Consider the following 17,705-nt stretch of genomic DNA (forward strand, 5'->3'; position numbering starts at 1 on the left):
GCGGCCGCGGGCTCCCTCGCACGCGCTCCTCGCGCCCTTATCAAGGCGCTCGGAGGCGTGCGCCACCGTACTTCCTGTTTATAACGATCTCCCGATCTACCGCTCGAACAGCGTCGGCTCGTCGACCTCGGCGTCCGCCGCCTCGCGCCACGAGTGCGACGGCGTCCACCCGAACAGCCGCTCGGCCTTCGCGATCGCGTAGGCGCCCCGGTCGTCGCCCTCGGCGAGCGCGCTCCCGTCGGTTTCGCAGTCTGCCGGAGCCGCGCCGTACGCCTCCCGTAACAGATCGAGCAGGGGCCGCCCGAGCGCGTTGTCGGCGGCGACGCAGTTGACCGCCTCGTGAGTGCCGGGATCGACGGCGGGGTCGGGCCCCGCCGTGCCCGCGAGCGCGGCGGCGACGAGGTCGGCGACGTCGCGGGCGTCGACGTACGACCAGAAGTTGCCGGCGCCGGCGTCGAGGTCGCCGACGTACTCGTCGCTCCGGCAGGCGTACTCGCCGGGGAACTGGATCCACGACGGGCGGATCGACACGGCCGGGACGCTCTCGCGACGCGCCACCGCGCCCGCGGCCGCCTCCGCGGTCACCTTCGAGAGGCCGTACGGGTCCTCGGGCCGGAGAGGGTGCCCCTCGGTGATCGGAAGCTCGTCCGGGAACGGCGTCGGATCGGCGAAGAAGAAGCCGTACGCGCCGTCGCTCGACGCCTGCACGATCCGGGCGTCGGCGCGGCCGGCGGCGTCGAGGACGTTCTTCGCGGCGTGGACGTTCGTCTCGAACACCCGACCGTCGGGATGGGTACCGGCGACGGGGATCGCGGCCCAGTGGACGACCGCGTCGGGGTCCACGGCGTGGACGGTGTCGAGCGCCTCGCCGCGGTCGGCGAGGTCAGCCGCGCGGAACGAGACGTGCGGGGCCGGGTCGACGTCGGGTCCGGGGTGGTCGTAGTCGACGACGACCACCTCGTAGTCGTCCGCGAGCCGGTCGACGATCCAGCGACCGGAGGCGCCGCGGCCGCCGGTGACGAGGACGGTCTCCATGCGTTTGGGTCGGCGGGGCGAGAGAAAAGCGCACCGACGCGGTCGGGGAGCCGTACCCCGGCTCCGGCAGGCTTTAACGCACCGAGAAGTAACTCACGTGCATGGAATGGAAGACAGACTGGGGACTCCGTGGACGAATGGGGTTCACGATGTTCCTGCTCTTCGCCCTCTACGTCGTGTTCATCGGCGTCCTGATTGAGGTGTTCAACGTCGGGATTCTCTTTACGCTCGCGATGTTCGGCGCGTTCTCGTTCGCGCAGTACTTCTTCAGCGACAAGCTCGCCCTGCGGAGCATGGGCGCCCGCGAGGTGAGCGCCGAGGAGTATCCGGACCTCCACCGCCGGATCGAACGGCTCAGCCAGCAGGCCGACCTCCCGAAGCCGGCGGTCGCCGTCGCCGACACGCAGGTGCCGAACGCGTTCGCGACGGGTCGAAACAAGAAGAACGCGACCGTCGCGGTGACGACCGGACTGCTCCGGTCGCTGGACGACGACGAGCTCGACGGCGTGCTCGCCCACGAGCTCGCCCACGTCAAGAACCGCGACGTGATGGTGATGACCATCGCGTCGTTCCTCTCGACCATCGCCTTCTTCATCGTGCGGTGGGGGTGGCTGTTCAGCGGCGACAACAGGCAGGGCGCGCCGGTCATCGTCGCGATCCTCGTGTCGATCCTCGTCTGGATCGTCTCGTTCCTGCTCATCCGCGCGCTCTCGCGGTACCGCGAGTACTCCGCCGACCGCGGCGCGGCGCTCATCACGGGGAAACCCGGCGCGCTCGCGTCCGCGCTGATGACGATCGACGGCCGGATGGACCGCGTCCCGAAAGAGGACCTCCGCGAGGAGGCGGAGATGAACGCGTTCTTCATCATCCCGATCAAGGCGGGGTTCGTCGGCAAGATCGCCTCGACGCACCCGTCGACCGAGAACCGGATCGAGCGCCTCCGCGAGCTCGAGCGCGAAATGGAGACCGCCTGATCGGCGTTTTCCGCTCGTCTTCCCACCTTTTTCTCTGACCGCCGGAGCGTGTCCGCGCACGACCGGCTGCGAAGCAGTCGACCGCGTTCCGCGAAGAGTAATCCGCCGCGCGGTTAGTCGCATCGCCCACCCCCGCGAACGTCCCGCCGAGGCGTCGGGAAGCCCCAGTGAGGGGAGTCGATAGCCCGTCGGCAGAGAGAAAGAGTGCATATATCGAACATCAAATCTGCGTTACTATAGCAAACATTTGGTAGTTTCAGCAGTATGGGGCGGTGGCTCGGATCGAATCGGGGTGACACTGGAGATCGCGGCGCGATCGGCGATCGAAGTCAGAAAGGCGTTTAGGCGGCCGTAGCTCGGAATAATTCGAGTATCCGATAGCATACTCGATGAGACATCGATAGCGGATAACTCCTCAACCGTAATTAGACGCTTGCCGACGAGAGGCGCCTTAGCGTGCTTCTTCACGAGTTCAGCGTGAGTCAGCGAAGGAACACGTGCATCGTCGCCGTCGATCGGCGGAGAGGGTCGAACGGGACTGTCGAGATGTTTCACAATATAAATAGTACGGAAGAACCATCAGTTTAGGCGTATTTGGCCAGCGCAAGTTCGATGTGCGGGTGCGAGCGCGAGTCGATCTTCCGCTGAGGCTCGTCACAGTTTGTGGCGGCCAGAATAACAGGCGTACGTATGTTATTCTGAGTGTGGCGGACGCGGAATACGCGTCGTTCGACACCGTCGAACGCGTCGCGCCGGGCAACGGACGGGATCCGGTGTCAGGAGTGTGCGATGTTGAGTTCCAGTTCGTTCGCCGCGCCGAGCAGTAGGTCGGGGAGTTCGGACTCGAACCGCTCTCCGGTCAGTCGATGCGAGGGGCCGGTGACGCTGAGACCGCCGATCACCTCGCCGTCCGGGCCGCAGATCGCGACGCCGACGGCGTGGGTCCCGCGGAGCGACTCCTCCCTGTTGAAGAAGTACCCGCGCTCCCGACCGGCTTCGATCTCCGCGCGGAGCTCGTCCGGGTCGGTGATGGTGTGGTCCGTGACGGGCTCGAACGACATGCGTTCGAGCATGTCGAATAGCTCGGGCTCCGGCAGCTCGGCGAGGATCGCCTTTCCCGCCGAGGCCGCGTACAGCGGGATGCGACTACCGAGGCCGGGGTCGGTGCGAACCGCCTGATCGCCGGCGGCGCGGGCGAGGTACACCGCCTTCCCGTGCTCCTCGACGAAGAACTGGGCGCGCTCGCCGGTGGCCTCCGCGATCTCTTCGACCTTCTGGCGCACCAGGTCGTACCCGCGGAAACTGCTTCGAGCGGTGACGCCGACCTCGAGGAACCGAAGCCCGACGTGGTAGCCGTCGTCGCGCTGGACGACGTAGCCGAGCTGCTCCAGCGTTTGGAGGTGGCGGTGGACCGTGCTCTTCGCGTAGTCGAGCTCCTCCGCCAGCTCCGCCAGCGTCGCCCCGTCGTTCTCGGTGAGTCGTTGCACGACATCGAACAGCGTTTCGGCGGTCCGTACGGTGTCCACGTCCCCCTCCGCGGCGTCAGACCTCGTTTCGTTCATAATCGATGATCTCGCTCCGGGCAAATAAGTGTTCGACCATTTCGAACGATGATCGGTGACCGCGACAGAGTTACTGGGAAACGGAGTCGGCGGCACCGCCGTCGACACGCGACCGACCGTCCAAACAGGGAGACGCGACCGACTGCCCCAACGCGTAGGTTTAATTCGGACGCCCGCCTGCTCGCAAGCGTGGTATCGCCCTCGTCGATCGCGGGAGCCGACGCCGGAATCGTCCGAGAGCGACCCTTCCAGCTGCTGCTCCTGATCAACGTGCTCCCGCCGCTCGGCACCGCCCTCCTCTCCCCGGTGCTCGGCTCGCTCGTCGAGCCGCTGGGGGCGTCGACGGTGAACATCGGGCTCATGATGTCGGCGTTCACCGCGCCGTCGATCGTCGTCATCCCGATCGCGGGCGTGGTCGCCGACCGATACGGGCGACGACCGGTGTTGATCTTCGGGCTCCTCTGGTTCGGGCTCACCGGCACCGCGATCGCGTTCGTCTCCACCTTCGCCGCGGCGCTCGCCCTGCGCGCGCTGCAGGGGGTCGGCTTCGCCGCGCTCACGCCCATCATCATCACCAGCCTCGGCGACCTCTACGCGGGGACGAAGGAGGCGACCGCACAGGGGCTCCGATTCACCGGCTCCGGACTCTCGCAGACGGCGTTTCCGCTGGCCGCCGGGGTCCTCGTCGGGATGGCGTGGCAGTACCCGTTCCTCCTGTACGCCATCTCCTTCCCGATCGCGGCCGTCGTCTACGCGTACTTCGAGGAGCCGCTCGACAAGACGGCGGACGGGAACGGGGAGGCGGGGCTCCGGACGCAGGTCGGCGACATGCGCGCGCTCGTCGCGCAACGGCGGGCGTGGACCATGGTCGTCGCGCGGGGGAGCGCGAACGTCGCGTGGTTCGGCTTCCTCACCTACAACTCGATCCTCGTCGTCGACGTGCTCGGCGGCACGCCGGCGGAGGCGGGGGTGCTCGCGGCGCTCGCGAGCCTCACGTACGCGCTCGCGGCGACGCAGGCGGGTCGGATCGCCGACGTCTTCGACGACCGGCTCTACCCGCTCGTGGCGATGAACCTCTCGATGGGCGTCGGCCTCGCGCTCGTCTTTCTCGCCCGGTCGCTCGCGGTCGCCGCCGTCGGCGTCGTGTTCATGGGCGCCGGCTTCGGGCTCGTGCTCTCCATCTACCGGAGCGTCATCACGACGCTTCCGCCGGCGGACCTGCGGGGCGGGCTCGTCAGCCTCGGCGAGGGGAGCGGGCGCGCGGCGGCGACGGCGACTCCGATCGTCATGGGCGTCGCCGTCGCGGTCTCGACCCGGTCGCTCGGGTTCGAGGCGGCCGTCCGCGCGGTCGGCGTCGGCACCGGGCTCCTCGGCGCGGGCGTCGGAGTCGCCTGCCTCCTCCTGATGAGCGCGTCGCCGCCGATCCGGATGGACGAGTAGCGCTCGCAGGCGCCCCGAGTCGCCGACACCGGCGGGTACGAGGGGCTGCGAAATCAGGTCGCGGAGGAGATCAGATCGAGGAGATCAAGCCGCAAAGAAGCCGACAGTCGCGAACGGCGAGCGACTACTGGTACGCCTGCAGCCCGGTGAGGTCCTCGCCGAGGATCAGGGTGTGGATGTCGTGGGTGCCCTCGTAGGTGTACACGGTCTCCATGTTCGCCATGTGGCGCATGGGTGAGTAGTCGGCCGTGATCCCGTTGCCGCCGAGCATCTCGCGGGCGATCCGCGACTGGTCGCGGGCCATGCGGACGTTGTTGCGCTTCGCCATCGAGACGTGCTGCGGCCGCATCTCGCCGGCCTCCTTGAGCTCCGAGAGGCGGTGGGCGAGCAGCTGCGCGAGCGTGATCTGCGTCGCCATCTCCGCGAGCTTCTGCTGTTGCATCTGGAAGCCGCCGATCGGCTTTCCGAACTGCTCGCGGTCGGTCGCGTACTGCCGAGCGGTCTCGAAGCAGTCCTGTGCCGCCCCGATGGCGCCCCACGCGATGCCGTAGCGGGCCTGCGTCAGACACGACAGCGGCCCCTTCATCCCCTCGACGCCGGGGAGGCGGTTCTCCGCCGGGACGTGAACGTCTTGGAGGCTGATCTCGCCCGTGATCGACGCGCGCAGGCTGAGCTTCTCGTCGATCTTGTTGGTAGTGACGCCGTCGCGGTCGGTCTCGACGAGGAAGCCGCGAACGGGGGTGCCGTCCTCGGTGTGGTCCTTCGCCCAGACGACGGCGACGTCGGAGATGGGTGAGTTCGTGATCCACGTCTTCGACCCGTTGAGCACGTAGTCGTCCCCGTCGGCCTCGGCGCGCGTCTCCATGGCGGAGGGGTTCGACCCGTGCTCCGGCTCGGTGAGCCCGAAGCAGCCGACCGCCTCGCCGGTGCCGAGCTTGGGAAGCCACTCCTCCTTCTGCTCCTCGCTGCCGAACGCGTGGATCGGGTACATCACCAGCGCGCCCTGCACGCTCGCCATCGATCGCAGCCCGGAGTCGCACGCCTCCAGCTCGCGCATCAGCAGGCCGTAAGCCCGCTCGCTGACGCCCGGCAGGCCGTACCCCTCGAGGTTCGGCGCGTAAAACCCCATCTCGCCCATCTTCGGGATGATCTCTTTGGGGAACGTGCCGTCGATCCAGTGTTGGCCCACGTCGTCGACCTCGCCGTCGATGAACGACCGGGCGGAGTCGACGAGCAGGCGCTCCTCTTCGGACAGGGTCGACTCCATGTCGAAGTAATCGAGCATACGAATGCTTGCGATCCCAAGGATAAATAAGTATAGTCTCGCTCGCCGAGCGGCCGGGTTCTCCCGGGATCGCGCGCCGCGATCGTTCCCGGAGCGCCGGCTCAGAACCCGGTCGTCCCCTCGAGGAGGTGCTCCTCGACCACGTCCGTGTCGAGTTCGATCCCGAGACCGGGCGACTCCGGCACCGCGATCCGACCGTCCTCGATCAGCGGCTCGTCGCGCGCCAGCAGGTCGTCCCACCAGTCGACCTCCAGCGCGTGGTACTCCAGCAGGTCGAAGTTCGGCGTGGCCGCGCCGAGATGGACGCAGGCCATCGTCCCCACCGGACTACAGACGTTGTGCGGGGACATCGGCATGTAGTTCTCCTCGGCGCGGTCGGCGATCCGCATCGTCTCCGTGAGCCCGCCGACCGTCGCCGGATCGGGCGTGACGACGTCGACGCCGTGCTCGTAGATCAGGTCCGACAGCTCGAACACGCGGAACCGGTTCTCGCCGGTCGCGACGGGGGTGCGCGTCGCCTTCGTCACCTCCTTCTGGGCGTCCATGTTCTCCGGGGGGATCAGGTCCTCGAGCCACATCAGGTCGAACTCCTCGAGCTCGTGAGCCAGCCGCTTCGCGCTCTCGACGGAGTAGTCCCAGTGGCAGTCGAAGGCGAGGTCGACGTCGTAGCCGATCTCCTCGCGCACGGCCGCGACGATCTCCTTTTTCTCCCGGATCGCCGCGTTCGTCAAGCGCCCGTTGTACGGGTCGTTCTCGTTGTCGGCCGGCAGGTCGAGGTCGAACTTCAGCGCCGAAAAGCCCATGTCGGTGACGCGGGCGGCCTCGGCGGCGTACGCCTCGGGGGAGTACGCCTCGGCGTCGGCGTAGGCGGTCGCGCCGTCCTCCACCGCGTACGCCTCGCCGGCGTGGCAGTCGCAGTAGAGGCGGACCTCGTCGCGGTACTTCGAGCCGAGCAGCTGGTAGACGGGGAGCCCGAGGATCTTCCCGGCGGCATCGAGCAGCGCGATCTCGATGCCGGAGGTCGCGGTGACGACCTTCCCGGTCGTGCCGCCGTGGCCCGACATCTCCTGGAAGATGTACCGCACGAGCCGCTCGACGTCGAGGGGGTTCTCGCCGACGAGGAACCGGTTGGTGTACTCGACGAGCTCCGGGACGCCGCCGCCGCGGTACGCCTCGCCGATGCCGGTGACGCCGGCGTCGGTCTCCACTTTGATCAGGTTCCACTCGAAGTTCCCCTCGACGACGCAGGCGTCGAGGCCGGTGATCTGTACGTCTCGGTCCGGGTCGCGGGTGTCGATCTGGTCTGAGTAGTCTCGCATATGTAGTGTGTCGGTGTTGTGTGTCGGAGTGGGTCAGTCGTCTCTGAACCGCCGCAGCGCGTCCTTGTCGAGCGGCACGCCGTGACCGGGACGGTCCGGCAGCCCGATAGTCCCGTCGTCGCCGGGTGTGACGGGATCGGCGACGACGTCGTCGAACGCCTTCACGTCCATGTCGCGGTAGAAGTACTCGACCCAGAGGCCGTTCTCGATGGCGCCGAGCAGGGAGGCGTGGATGTTCCAGTTGTAGTGGGGCGCGATGGGGATGTCGTACGCCGAGGCGTGGTTGGCGATCTTCAGCCACTCGGTGACCCCGCCGCAGACGGTGACGTCGGGCTGGAGGATCGTCGCCGCCCCGGTGTCGGCGAGTCGGGCGAAGTTGTGTCGCGTCCCCTCCAGCTCCCCGGTGGCGACGGGGTAGTCGATCCCGTCGTTCACCTCGGCCATCGTGTCGACGCGGTCGATCATCACGGGCTCCTCGATGAAGTACGGGTCGTACGGCTCGAACGCCCGACAGTTGCGGAGCGCCTCCGTGGTGGACCCCCAGACGCCGTTGGCGTCGAGCAGGAGGGTGCGCTCGTCGCCGATCTCGTCGCGCACCGCGGCGACGCGTTCGGCCTCCTCCGCCGCCGACAGGCGACCCACCTTCATCTTGACCACGTCGTGGCCCTCGTCGAGGTAGCGCCGCATCTCGCCGCGCAGCGCCTCGTGACCCTTGTCGTCGCGGTAGTAGCCGCCGCTGGCGTACGACGGTACCGACTCGGAGTGGCCGCCGAGCAGCTTGTGGAGGGGCATGTCGGCCGCCTTCGCCTTCACGTCCCAGAGCGCGATGTCGACCGTCGAGATGGCGCGCAAGAAGAGACCGGTACGGCCGATCTGCACGTTGCCGTCGTACATCTTGTGCCAGAGCCGTTCGGTGTCGCGGGGGTCCTCGCCGACGAGCAGCGGTTCGAGCATCGACTCGACCGCGTCGGCGATGAGGCCGGCCCCCTCGTATCCCAGCGAGTAGCCGACGCCCTCGTGGCCGGTGTCCGTCCGTACGTACGTGATCGCGTGGTCCCGATAGGTGAGCGTCCGGTTGGAGAAGGAGACGGGCGACTCCAGCGGCAGCTTGATCGGGAACGACTCGACTTCGGTTATCTGCATGTGTGCTGCGGCGTCACACGGGTACTAGTAGCCCGCTGTATCGGCAAACCTCTCACCCGCAGCTTTTGTACCGGGGCTGCGAGGGACCCCACATGGAGTTTCCCGACCGAGCCGACGTCGACCACCTCATCGACCCGCAGCCGCTGCCGGAGTTCGCGCGGGTCCGGTACGAGCCGCGGACGGAGCGCCTCGACGATCCGGTCGGGGCGGCCCGCGAGGCGACCGACGCGCTCGATCTCGACGACCTCCCCGAGGGCGCGAGGGTGGCCGTCGGGGTCGGCAGCCGTGGGATCGACCGGATCGACGAGGTCGCGGCGGCGGTCGTCGACCGACTCGCCGAGCGGGGGTTCGACCCCGTGGTGGTCCCCGCGATGGGCAGCCACGGCGGCGCGACCCCGGAGGGGCAGCGCGAGGTGCTGGAGGCGCTCGGGATCACCGAGGAGGCGGTCGGCGCGCCGATCGACGCGCGCATGGCCGCCGCGGAGCTGGAGACGGTGCCCGTCGGCGACGCCGACCTGCCGGTGTACTTCTCGGAAGCGGCGTCGGAAGCCGACGCCGCCCTCGTGGTGAACCGCGTGAAGGCGCACACCAACTTCACCGGACCGATAGAGAGCGGGCTCGCGAAGATGACGGTCGTCGGGCTCGGCAAGCAGCGCGGCGCGAAGTCGTTCCACTCGACGGCGATCGCCGAAGGGTACGTGGAGGCGTTGACCGCCGCGCTCGAGGTCATCGAGCGGGAGACGCCGCTGGTCGGCGGGATCGCGCTCGTCGAGAACTTCGAGGAGGAGATCGGTCACCTGGAAGCCGTCCCCGCGGGATCGTTCCTCGACCGCGAGCCGGAGCTGTTGGAACGCGCGTACGACGAGATGCCGACGCTCCCGGTGGACGACGTCGACCTGCTCGTCGTCGACGAGATCGGCAAGGAGATCTCGGGCGCCGGGATGGACACGAACGTCATCGGTCGCTACCGCGTGCTCAACGCGCCAGACCCCGAGACCCCGGACATCGACCTCATCTACGTCCGAGGGCTCACGGAGGCGACGAAGGCGAACGGCAACGGGATCGGGCTCGCCGACCTCACGCGACAGGCCGCGGTTGACCAGCTCGACCTGAAGAAGACGTACGCCAACGCGCTCACCAGCGGGTCGCTCGCGAAGTCGAAGCTCCCGGTGGTGGCGCCCGACGACGAGTTCGCGCTCCGGACCGCGCTGGCGGCGCTCGGAGGGTACGACCCCGAGACCGTCCGGATCGTCTGGATCCGGAACACGCAGGACCTCGGCGAGCTCCGCGTCTCCGACGCGGTGGTCGCGGACCTCCCCGCGGCGACGACGGTCGTGGGGCGCGAGACGGTGGGATACGACGACGGAACGGCGGAGTTCAATGACGAAACCGCGGAGTCCGAGGCCGACCCGACGGGCGGGTCGGGCGCGTGAGGGCGGTCCGCCCGCTTGCCTGTAGGGAAACGTTTTCACGCCGGACTCCGGATGTGTGAGGCATGGACTTACAGATCGACGGGAACGTCGCACTCGTGACCGCATCGTCCAGTGGACTCGGGAAGGCATCGGCGAAGGCGCTGGCCCGAGAGGGAGTAGACGTCGTCATCAACGGCCGCGACGAGGAGCGGCTGGCGGACGCCAAAGAAGAGGTCGAGGCGGTCGCGACCGGCGAGGTCGTCGCGCAGCCGGCGGACCTGACCGACGCCGACGAGGTCGCGGCGCTCGTGGAGGCGACCGTCGACGAGTTCGGCACGATCGACCACCTCGTGACCAGCGCGGGCGGGCCGCCCTCGGGCGCCTTCCTCGACACCGACGACGAGGACTGGCAGTACGCCTTCGACCTGCTCGTGATGAGCGTCGTTCGGCTGGCGCGGGAGTCGTATCCGCACCTCAAGGAGGGCGACGGCGGCACCATCGTCAACGTCACCTCCCGCAGCGTGAAGGAGGCCATCGACAGCCTCGTGCTGTCGAACTCGGTCCGGATGGGCGTCATCGGGCTGGAGAAGACGCTCTCGAAGGAGTTCGCCCCGGAGGTACGCGCCAACGCCGTCCTCCCGGGCCCCCACGAGACGAGCCGGATCCGGGACCTCGTCGAGGCGGCCGTCGAGCGCGGCGACTACGACTCCTACGAGGAGGGGCTCGACGACTGGGCACAGAATCCGCTCGAACGCATCGGCGACCCGATGGAGCTCGGCAACACGGTCGTGTTCCTCTCGTCGCCGAAGTCCGGGTACGTCAACGGCACCGCGCTCCCGATCGACGGCGGCTCCACCGGAGCGAACCTATGAAGCCGGTCGCGTTCGACGAGGCGGAGACGTACGAGCCCGAGGAGGGGTGGCGGCGCGTGTCGATGGCGGGAAGCGACCGGTTCTCCTTCGAGTGGTTCGAGAAGCCGCCGGGCCACAGCTCGCCGATGCACGACCACGAGAACGAGCAGGTCTGCCTCTGCCTGCAGGGCGAGCTCACGGTCGCGACCGAGGACGACTCGGTCGCGCTCCAGGAGAACGACTCCGTGCTCCTGGAGTCGAACGAGACCCACAGAGTGGAGAACACCGGCGACGAGCGCGCGGTCGGGCTCGACGTGTTCGCGCCCGGCCGCTCGTTCGACTTCTGGACGGACCGCGAGGAGTGAGCGATGAAGTACCTCGCACGCACCGCGACCGGAACCCCCCTGCTCGGTGACGACGAGGGGTACGTCCCGCTCGCTGCCGTCGAACCCGACATCGAGACCGTCCGCGACGCCCTCCCACGGGCGGCCGCGGGGACGCTCGGCGATGTCGCCGACGCGACCGCCGACCCCGTCCCGGCCGGGGACGTGTCGTTCGGCGCGCCGCTGGAATCGTTCGGGAAGCTGTGGGGGATCGGCCTGAACTACGAGGAGCACGCCGGCGACCTCGACGAGCAGCGCCCCGAGGAGCCGGCGAGCTTCATGAAGCCGTCGTCGGTGCTGACCGGGCCGGGGGGCCCGATCCGACTGCCGCCGGAGTCGCAGAGCGAGCGGGTGACCGCCGAGGCGGAGCTGGCGGTCGTGATGGGGCGGACGTGCCGGAACGTCGACGAGGCCACGGTCGACGACGTGGTGGCGGGCTACCTCCCCGTCATCGACATGACCGCGGAAGACGTGCTCCAGCGGAACCCGCGGTTCCTCACGCGAGCGAAGAGCTACGACACGTTCCTCGTTCCCGGCGCCGCGCTCGCGGTGCCGGAGGAGCCGCTCGACCTCGAGCGCCTCTCGGTGCGGACCGAGGTCAACGGTGAGGTGCGGGCCGAAAACGAGATCCGGAACATGCTGTTCCCGCCGGCGGAGATCGTCTCGTTCCACTCCGACGTGATGACGCTGGAGCCCGGCGATCTGTTCAGCACCGGAACGCCCGGCGCGGCGCCGATCGACCCCGGCGACGAGGTGCGCGCGGTCGTCGAGTCGATCGGGACCGTCGACGCGCCGGTGACGCGGTAGGGGCGGGCATCCCGACCGCAGGCAGTTTTATTACCCGCTGTTCGGTTAGGTTCTCGCATGTACCGCGTACTGCTTCCCGTCGGTGGGGACTCGGATAACGAACTGGCCGCAGCGGACGCCGTGGCGTCGCTGCCGAACGCCGCCGAGGAGGTCGAGGCGGTGATACTCAACGTCTACGAGGGGTTCGAGGTCAGCGGCGAGGCCGGTCGCGTCAACTCCGAGGACGTGTGGAACGAGGAGAACTACCCCGAGAGCGTCGACGTCGTCGAGGACCGGTTGGCGGAGGCCGGCGTCGAGACGGTCAGACGGCGCGAACACGGCGACCCGGCCGACACGATCGTCGAGGTCGCCGCGGAGCTCGACGTCGACGGCATCACCATGAGCGGGCGCCGCCGGAGTCCGACCGGGAAGATGCTGTTCGGGAGCACGACCCAGTCGGTGCTGCTCGGAGCCGGCTGCCCGGTGACGGTGATCCTCGACGAGTAAACAGCGGGACGGAACCTGTATAGCGAAGATCACGAAATGAATATTCTCCGTTTTCGAACTGGAATAAACAGATACATTGTTAATGATGGACGAACTGGTCACGGTTGAACATGGCAGACAAGTCGATCGATCGGCGGCGGTTCCTGTACGGCACGGGTGCGGTAGGCATCACCGGACTCGCTGGATGTAGCGGTGGGGGCGACGGTGGCGACGGCTCCGACGGGTCTGACGGCTCCGACGGGTCGGACGGTTCCGACGGATCGGACGGTTCCGACGGCTCCGACGGATCGGACGGCTCCGACGGCGGAAGTCAGGATCTCACGCTGCGCGTCGGGACATCCGCCGGCGGGACCCAAGACGTCGGGCTCGCGGTCGAGCGGGCGGTCAGCCAAGAGAGCGACACCCTGAGCTACTCGACGATCGAGAGCCCGGGGTACATCGGCACGATCCGCCGGATGGCGAACAACCAGTTCAACGCCGGCATCACCGACAACAACTCGCTGTCGAAGGCGCTCGACGAGACCGGCGCGTTCTCGGAGCAGCCCGTCGAACGCATCCCGCAGTACGGGTTCTACGCGTTCCCGTACAGCATCTACGTCATCGCCCGTGACGGCACGGGGATCGAGACGTTCGACGACCTCGCCGGCGCGAACGTCTACCCGGCCGAGCCGGGGTACTCGACGCGCGCGACGACCCTCGACGTCTGGTCGCAGGACCCGACGGCCGACATCTACGACCAGATGAACATCCAGAACATGGGCGTCGACTCCGCGCCCGGTGCGATGGAGGAGGGTAACATCGACGCCTGTATCGCGTACGGGACCCCCGGCGTGCGGTACACCGGGTTCGTTCAGGAGATCGCCTCCCGCATCGACATCCACTACGTCGAGCCGACCGACGCGCTCCGCCAGTCGGCCGAGTCGTACCCGGGCGCCGGGACGGGCACCACGAGCTACGCCGACTGGTCCATCGCCGACGCCGACATCGGCACCGACGAAGTGTTCCACTGGAACCTCGAGGTGAACTACACGTTCAACCCCGAGGCGAACCCCGACGCCGTCTACGAGCTGTGCCGCGTCGTCGACGAGCACAACGACACGGTCAACGAGGGCGAAGAGCAGTTCAACGACTTCGAGTCCACCGCGGACATGCTCGCCTCGGCTCGGGAGAACATCCCGGTCCACCGCGGCGCAGTGCAGTACTACAAGGACAACGACGCGTGGGACGACAACCTGACCGAAGGCGACAGCGCCTGATCGGTCGGTAACCCGACTTTCTTCCCGCTCTCCGGGGCGTACCGATCAGTAATTTAAAATCATCCAATCCGTAATCGACAACTCAGACACCAACTATGACACTATCAACCACGCCCGGGCGGACGACCATCCTCTCTAACGTACGCAGGCGCCAATGAGTACGGAAACGTCCTCGACGGCCCCCGAATCCGGACTGCTTCGGGGACTCGACGTCACGGTCACGGCGGCGGCGCTGCTGTTCTGGGCCGGCGTCCTCTACTGGGCCCAGACCCAGGCGATCTCGCAGGTGCGGTACGCCACCGCGTTCGTGGGCGGTATCCTGACCGTGTACGCGCTCAACGAGACGCGGACCGCGATTTCGGACGGCGACTGGATCGACGGCGCCGTGTTGATCCCCGCGTCGCTGGCGCTGATGACCGCGTCGGCGTTCTTCGCGCTCAACTTCCAAGACGTGTATCTCCAGCGGCAGGGGTACGCGCTCGACCACGAGTACATGCTCGCGCGGCTGGTCATCATCTCGCTGATGTACCTCACGTGGCGCGAGTTCGGCAACGTGTTCCTCGGACTCATCTTCGCCGTGTTCGGGTACGCGATGTTCGGGAACGTCGTGCCGGGCGTGCTGGGGCACGCGGGGATGAACCAAGCGACGCTGCTCCAGGCGACGGTCACCGACCTGTACGGGTTCTACGGGAGCCTCACGCAGATCACGGCCTCGTGGATCGCGCCGTTCCTGCTGTACGCCGGGCTGCTGTTCGCGTACGGCGCGTTCGACCTCATCTTGCGGGTCGCCATCGTGGCGGCGAAGTACATCGAGTCCGGGATCGCCCAGACCGCCGTCCTCTCCTCGGCGGTCATCGGCTCCATCAACGGCTCGTACACCGCCAACGCGGCGATGACGGGGTCGTTCACCATCCCGACGATGCAGGAGGCCGGGATGAAGGGACACCGCGCGGCGGGTATCGAGGCGGTCGCGTCCACGTCCGGGCAGGTGCTCCCGCCCGTCATGGGGGCGTCCGCGTTCGTGATGGCGTCGTACCTCGGCGTCCCGTACCTCGACATCGTCGTCGCCGGTCTCGTGCCGGCCGCCATCCTGGTCGTGTCGATCTCCATCGCGGTCCACTACCTCGCGATCTCCGACGCCAGCAGCCAGGACATGGAGTTCTCCGAGTTCTTCGACGAAGAGCTCTCGACGGAGAAGAAGGTGTTCGAGGCGCTCCGTTTCGGCGTGCCGTTCGCGATACTCATCTACCTCCTCGGCGTCGTTCAGTACACCGTGATGACGTCGGCGCTGTACACGGTGGTCGCGATGATGATCACCGGAACGCTCATGCCGCCGCTCCAGCGGATCGTGGACAGTAGCGGCGTCGGGCCGGGCAGCGAGCTCGTCACGCAGGTGAAAAACACCGTCCACGGGATCCGCCGCGGCGCGATCATCCTGGCGCCGATCGCGATCATCCTCGTCGTCATCAGCGGCGTCGTGAACCTGTTCAGCACGACCGGGATCCCGGCGAAGATCGCGCTGCTGCTCATCAACATCTCGGGCGGCGTGCTGCTGTTCGCGGTGCTGCTCGGGATGGCGGTCGCCATCCTGATGGGCGTCGGGATGCCGACGGTCGCCGCGTACGTCATCGTGGCCATCCTCATCGTGCCGACCTTCGTCTCGGACTTCGCCGTCGAGCCGATCACGGCCCACTACACGATGTTCTACGCGGCCATCCTCGCGGGGATCACGCCGCCGGTGGCGACCGCGGCGGTGATCGCGGCGGGGATCGCGGAGGCGAACTTCTGGCGGACCTGCGGGGCCGCGATCCGGATCGCCGCGCCGCTGTTCATCCTCCCGGTCGCGTTCGTCTACAACCCCGGCCTGATCTCGATGGACGTCGGCGGATACACGCTGTACGTCGGACTGCTCGTGCTGCTCGGCGCGGTGACGATCATCTACGGGCTCAACTACCCGTTCAAGATGCGTCCCGGCCGGAAGATCGGCGCGCGAGCCCTGCTCGCGACGCTCGGCGTCCTCATCATGGTGTACCCGAGCAACGTCGCGAAGATCGCGGGGATCGCCGTCTTCGCCGCCGTCTTCGTCGCCGAGAAGGTGATGATCCGCGGTCTCAAACTGCCGTTCGGCAGGGGGGCGAGCCAATGAGCGACGGCGACTCCCCCGAGGCGGTCGCCGAGGAGTCCGCACAGCAGGCCGGCGGGCTGGGCGAGATCATCCCGGAGCCGCTGATGCCGGTGTGGAGCCAAGTCGAGAAGGTGCAGGCGTTCCGCCGGACGCACGGCGAGACGTACGTCGGCGTCCTCGAACTGCTCACCGCGCTCACGCTCGCCGGCGGCTACGTCTGGTGGCTGCTCATCTTCCTCGAACTCCTGTGAGCCCGTAGCCGCCGCCGGGCCGCGTTCGTTTCTTCGTTTCTTACGTCGAAGCGGCGGTCGGTCGGCGACGGGCGCTCACTCGAACCACTCGGCGGCCCGCTCGACGTCCTGCGGGATGTGGTACTCCCGCTCGGAGACGTCGTCGAGGTACGAGCGTAGTTCGGGCGCGAACGCCGGGTGCGCGCAGCGCTCGACGATCAGTTCCGCGCGCTCGACCGGCGACAGGCCGCGCACGTCGGCGACGCCCTGTTCGGTGACGAAGACGTCGATGTCGTGTTCGGTGTGGTCGACGTGGAAGGTCTGCGGAACGACCCGCGACACCGCGCCGTCGTTCAGCGTCGAGGGGAGCGCGCACACCGTGATCAGCGAGTTCCGGTTGAAGTCGGCGGAGCCGCCGACCCCGTTTATCATGCGCTCGCCGCGGACGTGCGTGGAGTTGACGTTCCCATAGAGGTCGAACTCGACGGCGCTGTTGACGCCGATCACGCCGAACTGGTCGATGAGCCCGGGGTGGTTGGAGATGTCGGCCGGGCGGAGCACCACGTCCTCGGCGTAGCGCTCCACGTCGTCGAAGAGCCGCTCTTGCCCCTCGTCGGTGAGGGCGAGCGAGGTCGCGCTCGCCGACGCCAACCCGCCGGCGTCGAGCATATCGAAGAGACCGTCCTGAATGAGCTCGCCGAAGTAGTGCACCTCGCGGTCGCCGAAGTCGAGCGCCTGCAGTTCGCTCATCAGGGCGTTTCCGACCGAGCCGACGCCGAACTGGAGGTGGACCGCGTCGTCGAAGACGGCCGAGCGCTCGAGCTCCGCACGGAGGAACTGTCCGAGGTTGGCGGCGATCGCGAGGTCGTCGTCGGTCGGGTCTCGGAACGTGTACGTCGAGTCGGGGATCTCCGTCTCGACGACGCCCGCGAGCTTCTCGGGGGCGAACCCGACGTGTGCCGTGCCGATGCGCTCTCCGGGGGCGGACAGCGGGATCGGTCCGCGGTCCGGCGGCGCGTCGGGGCGGTACACGTCGTGGAGCGCCTGCAGTTCGAGCGGCTGGTGGCGGTTCAGTTCGACGTACAGCGCGTCGGCCGCCTCGACGAACGCGGGCACCTGCCCGAGCGAGGTGGAGGGGACGAACCAGTCCTCGCCGACGGCGACCGCCTCGACGACGGCGACGTCGGGGTCGACGAGCCCGCCGTACTGGACCTCGTCGCCGATCGACGAGGCGTTGCGGTCGCTGAAGGCGATTTCGCGGGTGTTGCTCTTCTCGCGGGCGACCCGCGACGACTGGTAGGTGAAGCGGCGATCGACCTGGCCGGAGTCGATGAGCTCGACGTCGATCTCGTCGCCGACCTTCCCGCTGGAGACCAGCGTGAGCGAGAGGTCGCGGG

General features: G+C 68.0%; 16 protein-coding genes. 10 read left to right on the forward strand and 6 right to left on the reverse strand.

The genetic code is table 11. The features are described 5' to 3' along the window. Positions 1–96: 96 nt before the first annotated feature. Positions 97–1,035 (reverse strand): NAD-dependent epimerase/dehydratase family protein, encoded by a 939-nt coding sequence (locus DJ69_RS02145; protein WP_099254103.1) that lies wholly within the window; start codon positions 1,033–1,035, stop codon positions 97–99. A gap of 101 nt (positions 1,036–1,136) precedes the next feature. Here DJ69_RS02145 and htpX point away from each other — a divergent pair, with 101 nt between their 5' ends. Continuing rightward, positions 1,137–2,009: a zinc metalloprotease HtpX gene (gene htpX / locus DJ69_RS02150; RefSeq protein ID WP_099254104.1), complete on the forward strand. Its 873-nt coding sequence runs from the start codon at positions 1,137–1,139 to the stop codon at positions 2,007–2,009. A 776-nt stretch (positions 2,010–2,785) separates the two neighbouring features. Here htpX and DJ69_RS02155 read toward each other — a convergent pair. Continuing rightward, positions 2,786–3,571 carry an IclR family transcriptional regulator gene (locus DJ69_RS02155; protein ID WP_099254105.1) on the reverse strand — a complete coding sequence of 262 codons (786 nt, stop codon included), beginning with the start codon at positions 3,569–3,571 and terminating at the stop codon, positions 2,786–2,788. 189 nt (positions 3,572–3,760) lie between these two features. On the opposite strand from DJ69_RS02155, the gene DJ69_RS02160 reads away from it, so the two are divergent. Further along, the gene (locus tag DJ69_RS02160) at positions 3,761–5,011 is read left to right on the forward strand and encodes an MFS transporter (RefSeq protein ID WP_099254106.1); all 1,251 of its coding nucleotides are present in this window, start codon (positions 3,761–3,763) and stop codon (positions 5,009–5,011) included. 124 nt (positions 5,012–5,135) lie between these two features. Here DJ69_RS02160 and DJ69_RS02165 read toward each other — a convergent pair whose 3' ends face one another. The 3 genes from DJ69_RS02165 to DJ69_RS02175 all read right to left on the reverse strand — a co-directional run bounded on the left by DJ69_RS02165 (position 5,136) and on the right by DJ69_RS02175 (position 8,758). Further along, complete coding sequence (locus DJ69_RS02165) at positions 5,136–6,296, reverse strand: acyl-CoA dehydrogenase family protein (protein ID WP_099254107.1); 1,161 nt, start codon at positions 6,294–6,296, stop codon at positions 5,136–5,138. A gap of 101 nt (positions 6,297–6,397) precedes the next feature. After that, on the reverse strand, positions 6,398–7,615 hold the full coding sequence (locus tag DJ69_RS02170) for a mandelate racemase/muconate lactonizing enzyme family protein (RefSeq protein WP_099254108.1): 1,218 nt from the start codon (positions 7,613–7,615) through the stop codon (positions 6,398–6,400). Between the two features lie 33 nt (positions 7,616–7,648). Beyond that, entirely contained in the window at positions 7,649–8,758 is a 1,110-nt protein-coding gene (locus DJ69_RS02175) for a mandelate racemase/muconate lactonizing enzyme family protein (RefSeq protein ID WP_099254109.1), read from the reverse strand. Positions 8,759–8,850: 92 nt separating this feature from the next. On the opposite strand from DJ69_RS02175, the gene DJ69_RS02180 reads away from it, so the two are divergent. The 8 genes from DJ69_RS02180 (at position 8,851) to DJ69_RS02215 (ending at position 16,329) form a co-directional block, all read left to right on the forward strand. Beyond that, positions 8,851–10,191, forward strand: a complete 1,341-nt coding sequence (locus DJ69_RS02180; RefSeq protein WP_099254110.1) for a DUF362 domain-containing protein — start codon at positions 8,851–8,853, stop codon at positions 10,189–10,191. A 62-nt stretch (positions 10,192–10,253) separates the two neighbouring features. Beyond that, entirely contained in the window at positions 10,254–11,042 is a 789-nt protein-coding gene (locus DJ69_RS02185; protein WP_099254111.1) for an SDR family oxidoreductase, read from the forward strand. Further along, a complete protein-coding gene (locus DJ69_RS02190; RefSeq protein ID WP_099254112.1) occupies positions 11,039–11,386 on the forward strand; it encodes a cupin domain-containing protein in 348 nt (115 codons plus the stop codon). Before DJ69_RS02185 ends, DJ69_RS02190 begins: the two co-directional genes overlap by 4 nt. Before the next feature lie 3 nt (positions 11,387–11,389). Continuing rightward, the gene (locus DJ69_RS02195) at positions 11,390–12,211 is read left to right on the forward strand and encodes a fumarylacetoacetate hydrolase family protein (protein ID WP_099254113.1); all 822 of its coding nucleotides are present in this window, start codon (positions 11,390–11,392) and stop codon (positions 12,209–12,211) included. Positions 12,212–12,268: 57 nt separating this feature from the next. Then, positions 12,269–12,697, forward strand: coding sequence for a universal stress protein (locus tag DJ69_RS02200; RefSeq protein WP_099254114.1), 429 nt, complete (start codon positions 12,269–12,271; stop codon positions 12,695–12,697). A 110-nt stretch (positions 12,698–12,807) separates the two neighbouring features. After that, complete coding sequence (locus DJ69_RS02205; RefSeq protein WP_099254115.1) at positions 12,808–13,953, forward strand: TAXI family TRAP transporter solute-binding subunit; 1,146 nt, start codon at positions 12,808–12,810, stop codon at positions 13,951–13,953. A gap of 154 nt (positions 13,954–14,107) precedes the next feature. Next, complete coding sequence (locus DJ69_RS02210) at positions 14,108–16,099, forward strand: TRAP transporter permease (protein ID WP_099254116.1); 1,992 nt, start codon at positions 14,108–14,110, stop codon at positions 16,097–16,099. Next, positions 16,096–16,329, forward strand: a complete 234-nt coding sequence (locus tag DJ69_RS02215) for a hypothetical protein (RefSeq protein WP_099254117.1) — start codon at positions 16,096–16,098, stop codon at positions 16,327–16,329. Before DJ69_RS02210 ends, DJ69_RS02215 begins: the two co-directional genes overlap by 4 nt. A gap of 75 nt (positions 16,330–16,404) precedes the next feature. On the opposite strand, the gene DJ69_RS02220 is transcribed toward DJ69_RS02215, so the two are convergent. After that, the coding region (locus tag DJ69_RS02220) for an acetyl-CoA hydrolase/transferase C-terminal domain-containing protein (protein ID WP_099254118.1) at positions 16,405–17,705 on the reverse strand (1,301 nt) is incomplete at its 5' end.

The organism is Halorubrum persicum (assembly GCF_002727125.1).
In the GTDB taxonomy this organism is placed as follows: Archaea; Halobacteriota; Halobacteria; order Halobacteriales; family Haloferacaceae; genus Halorubrum; species Halorubrum persicum.

What these genes read in the sequence shown, in the direction of transcription:
- DJ69_RS02145 (WP_099254103.1), bottom strand. Translation starts at nt 1,035, where the DNA reads ATGGAGACCGTCCTCGTCACCGGCGGCCGCGGCGCCTCCGGTCGCTGG.
- htpX (WP_099254104.1), top strand. Translation starts at nt 1,137, where the DNA reads ATGGAATGGAAGACAGACTGGGGACTCCGTGGACGAATGGGGTTCACG.
- DJ69_RS02155 (WP_099254105.1), bottom strand. Translation starts at nt 3,571, where the DNA reads ATGAACGAAACGAGGTCTGACGCCGCGGAGGGGGACGTGGACACCGTA.
- DJ69_RS02165 (WP_099254107.1), bottom strand. Translation starts at nt 6,296, where the DNA reads ATGCTCGATTACTTCGACATGGAGTCGACCCTGTCCGAAGAGGAGCGC.
- DJ69_RS02170 (WP_099254108.1), bottom strand. Translation starts at nt 7,615, where the DNA reads ATGCGAGACTACTCAGACCAGATCGACACCCGCGACCCGGACCGAGAC.
- DJ69_RS02175 (WP_099254109.1), bottom strand. Translation starts at nt 8,758, where the DNA reads ATGCAGATAACCGAAGTCGAGTCGTTCCCGATCAAGCTGCCGCTGGAG.
- DJ69_RS02180 (WP_099254110.1), top strand. Translation starts at nt 8,851, where the DNA reads ATGGAGTTTCCCGACCGAGCCGACGTCGACCACCTCATCGACCCGCAG.
- DJ69_RS02185 (WP_099254111.1), top strand. Translation starts at nt 10,254, where the DNA reads ATGGACTTACAGATCGACGGGAACGTCGCACTCGTGACCGCATCGTCC.
- DJ69_RS02190 (WP_099254112.1), top strand. Translation starts at nt 11,039, where the DNA reads ATGAAGCCGGTCGCGTTCGACGAGGCGGAGACGTACGAGCCCGAGGAG.
- DJ69_RS02195 (WP_099254113.1), top strand. Translation starts at nt 11,390, where the DNA reads ATGAAGTACCTCGCACGCACCGCGACCGGAACCCCCCTGCTCGGTGAC.
- DJ69_RS02200 (WP_099254114.1), top strand. Translation starts at nt 12,269, where the DNA reads ATGTACCGCGTACTGCTTCCCGTCGGTGGGGACTCGGATAACGAACTG.
- DJ69_RS02205 (WP_099254115.1), top strand. Translation starts at nt 12,808, where the DNA reads ATGGCAGACAAGTCGATCGATCGGCGGCGGTTCCTGTACGGCACGGGT.
- DJ69_RS02210 (WP_099254116.1), top strand. Translation starts at nt 14,108, where the DNA reads ATGAGTACGGAAACGTCCTCGACGGCCCCCGAATCCGGACTGCTTCGG.
- DJ69_RS02215 (WP_099254117.1), top strand. Translation starts at nt 16,096, where the DNA reads ATGAGCGACGGCGACTCCCCCGAGGCGGTCGCCGAGGAGTCCGCACAG.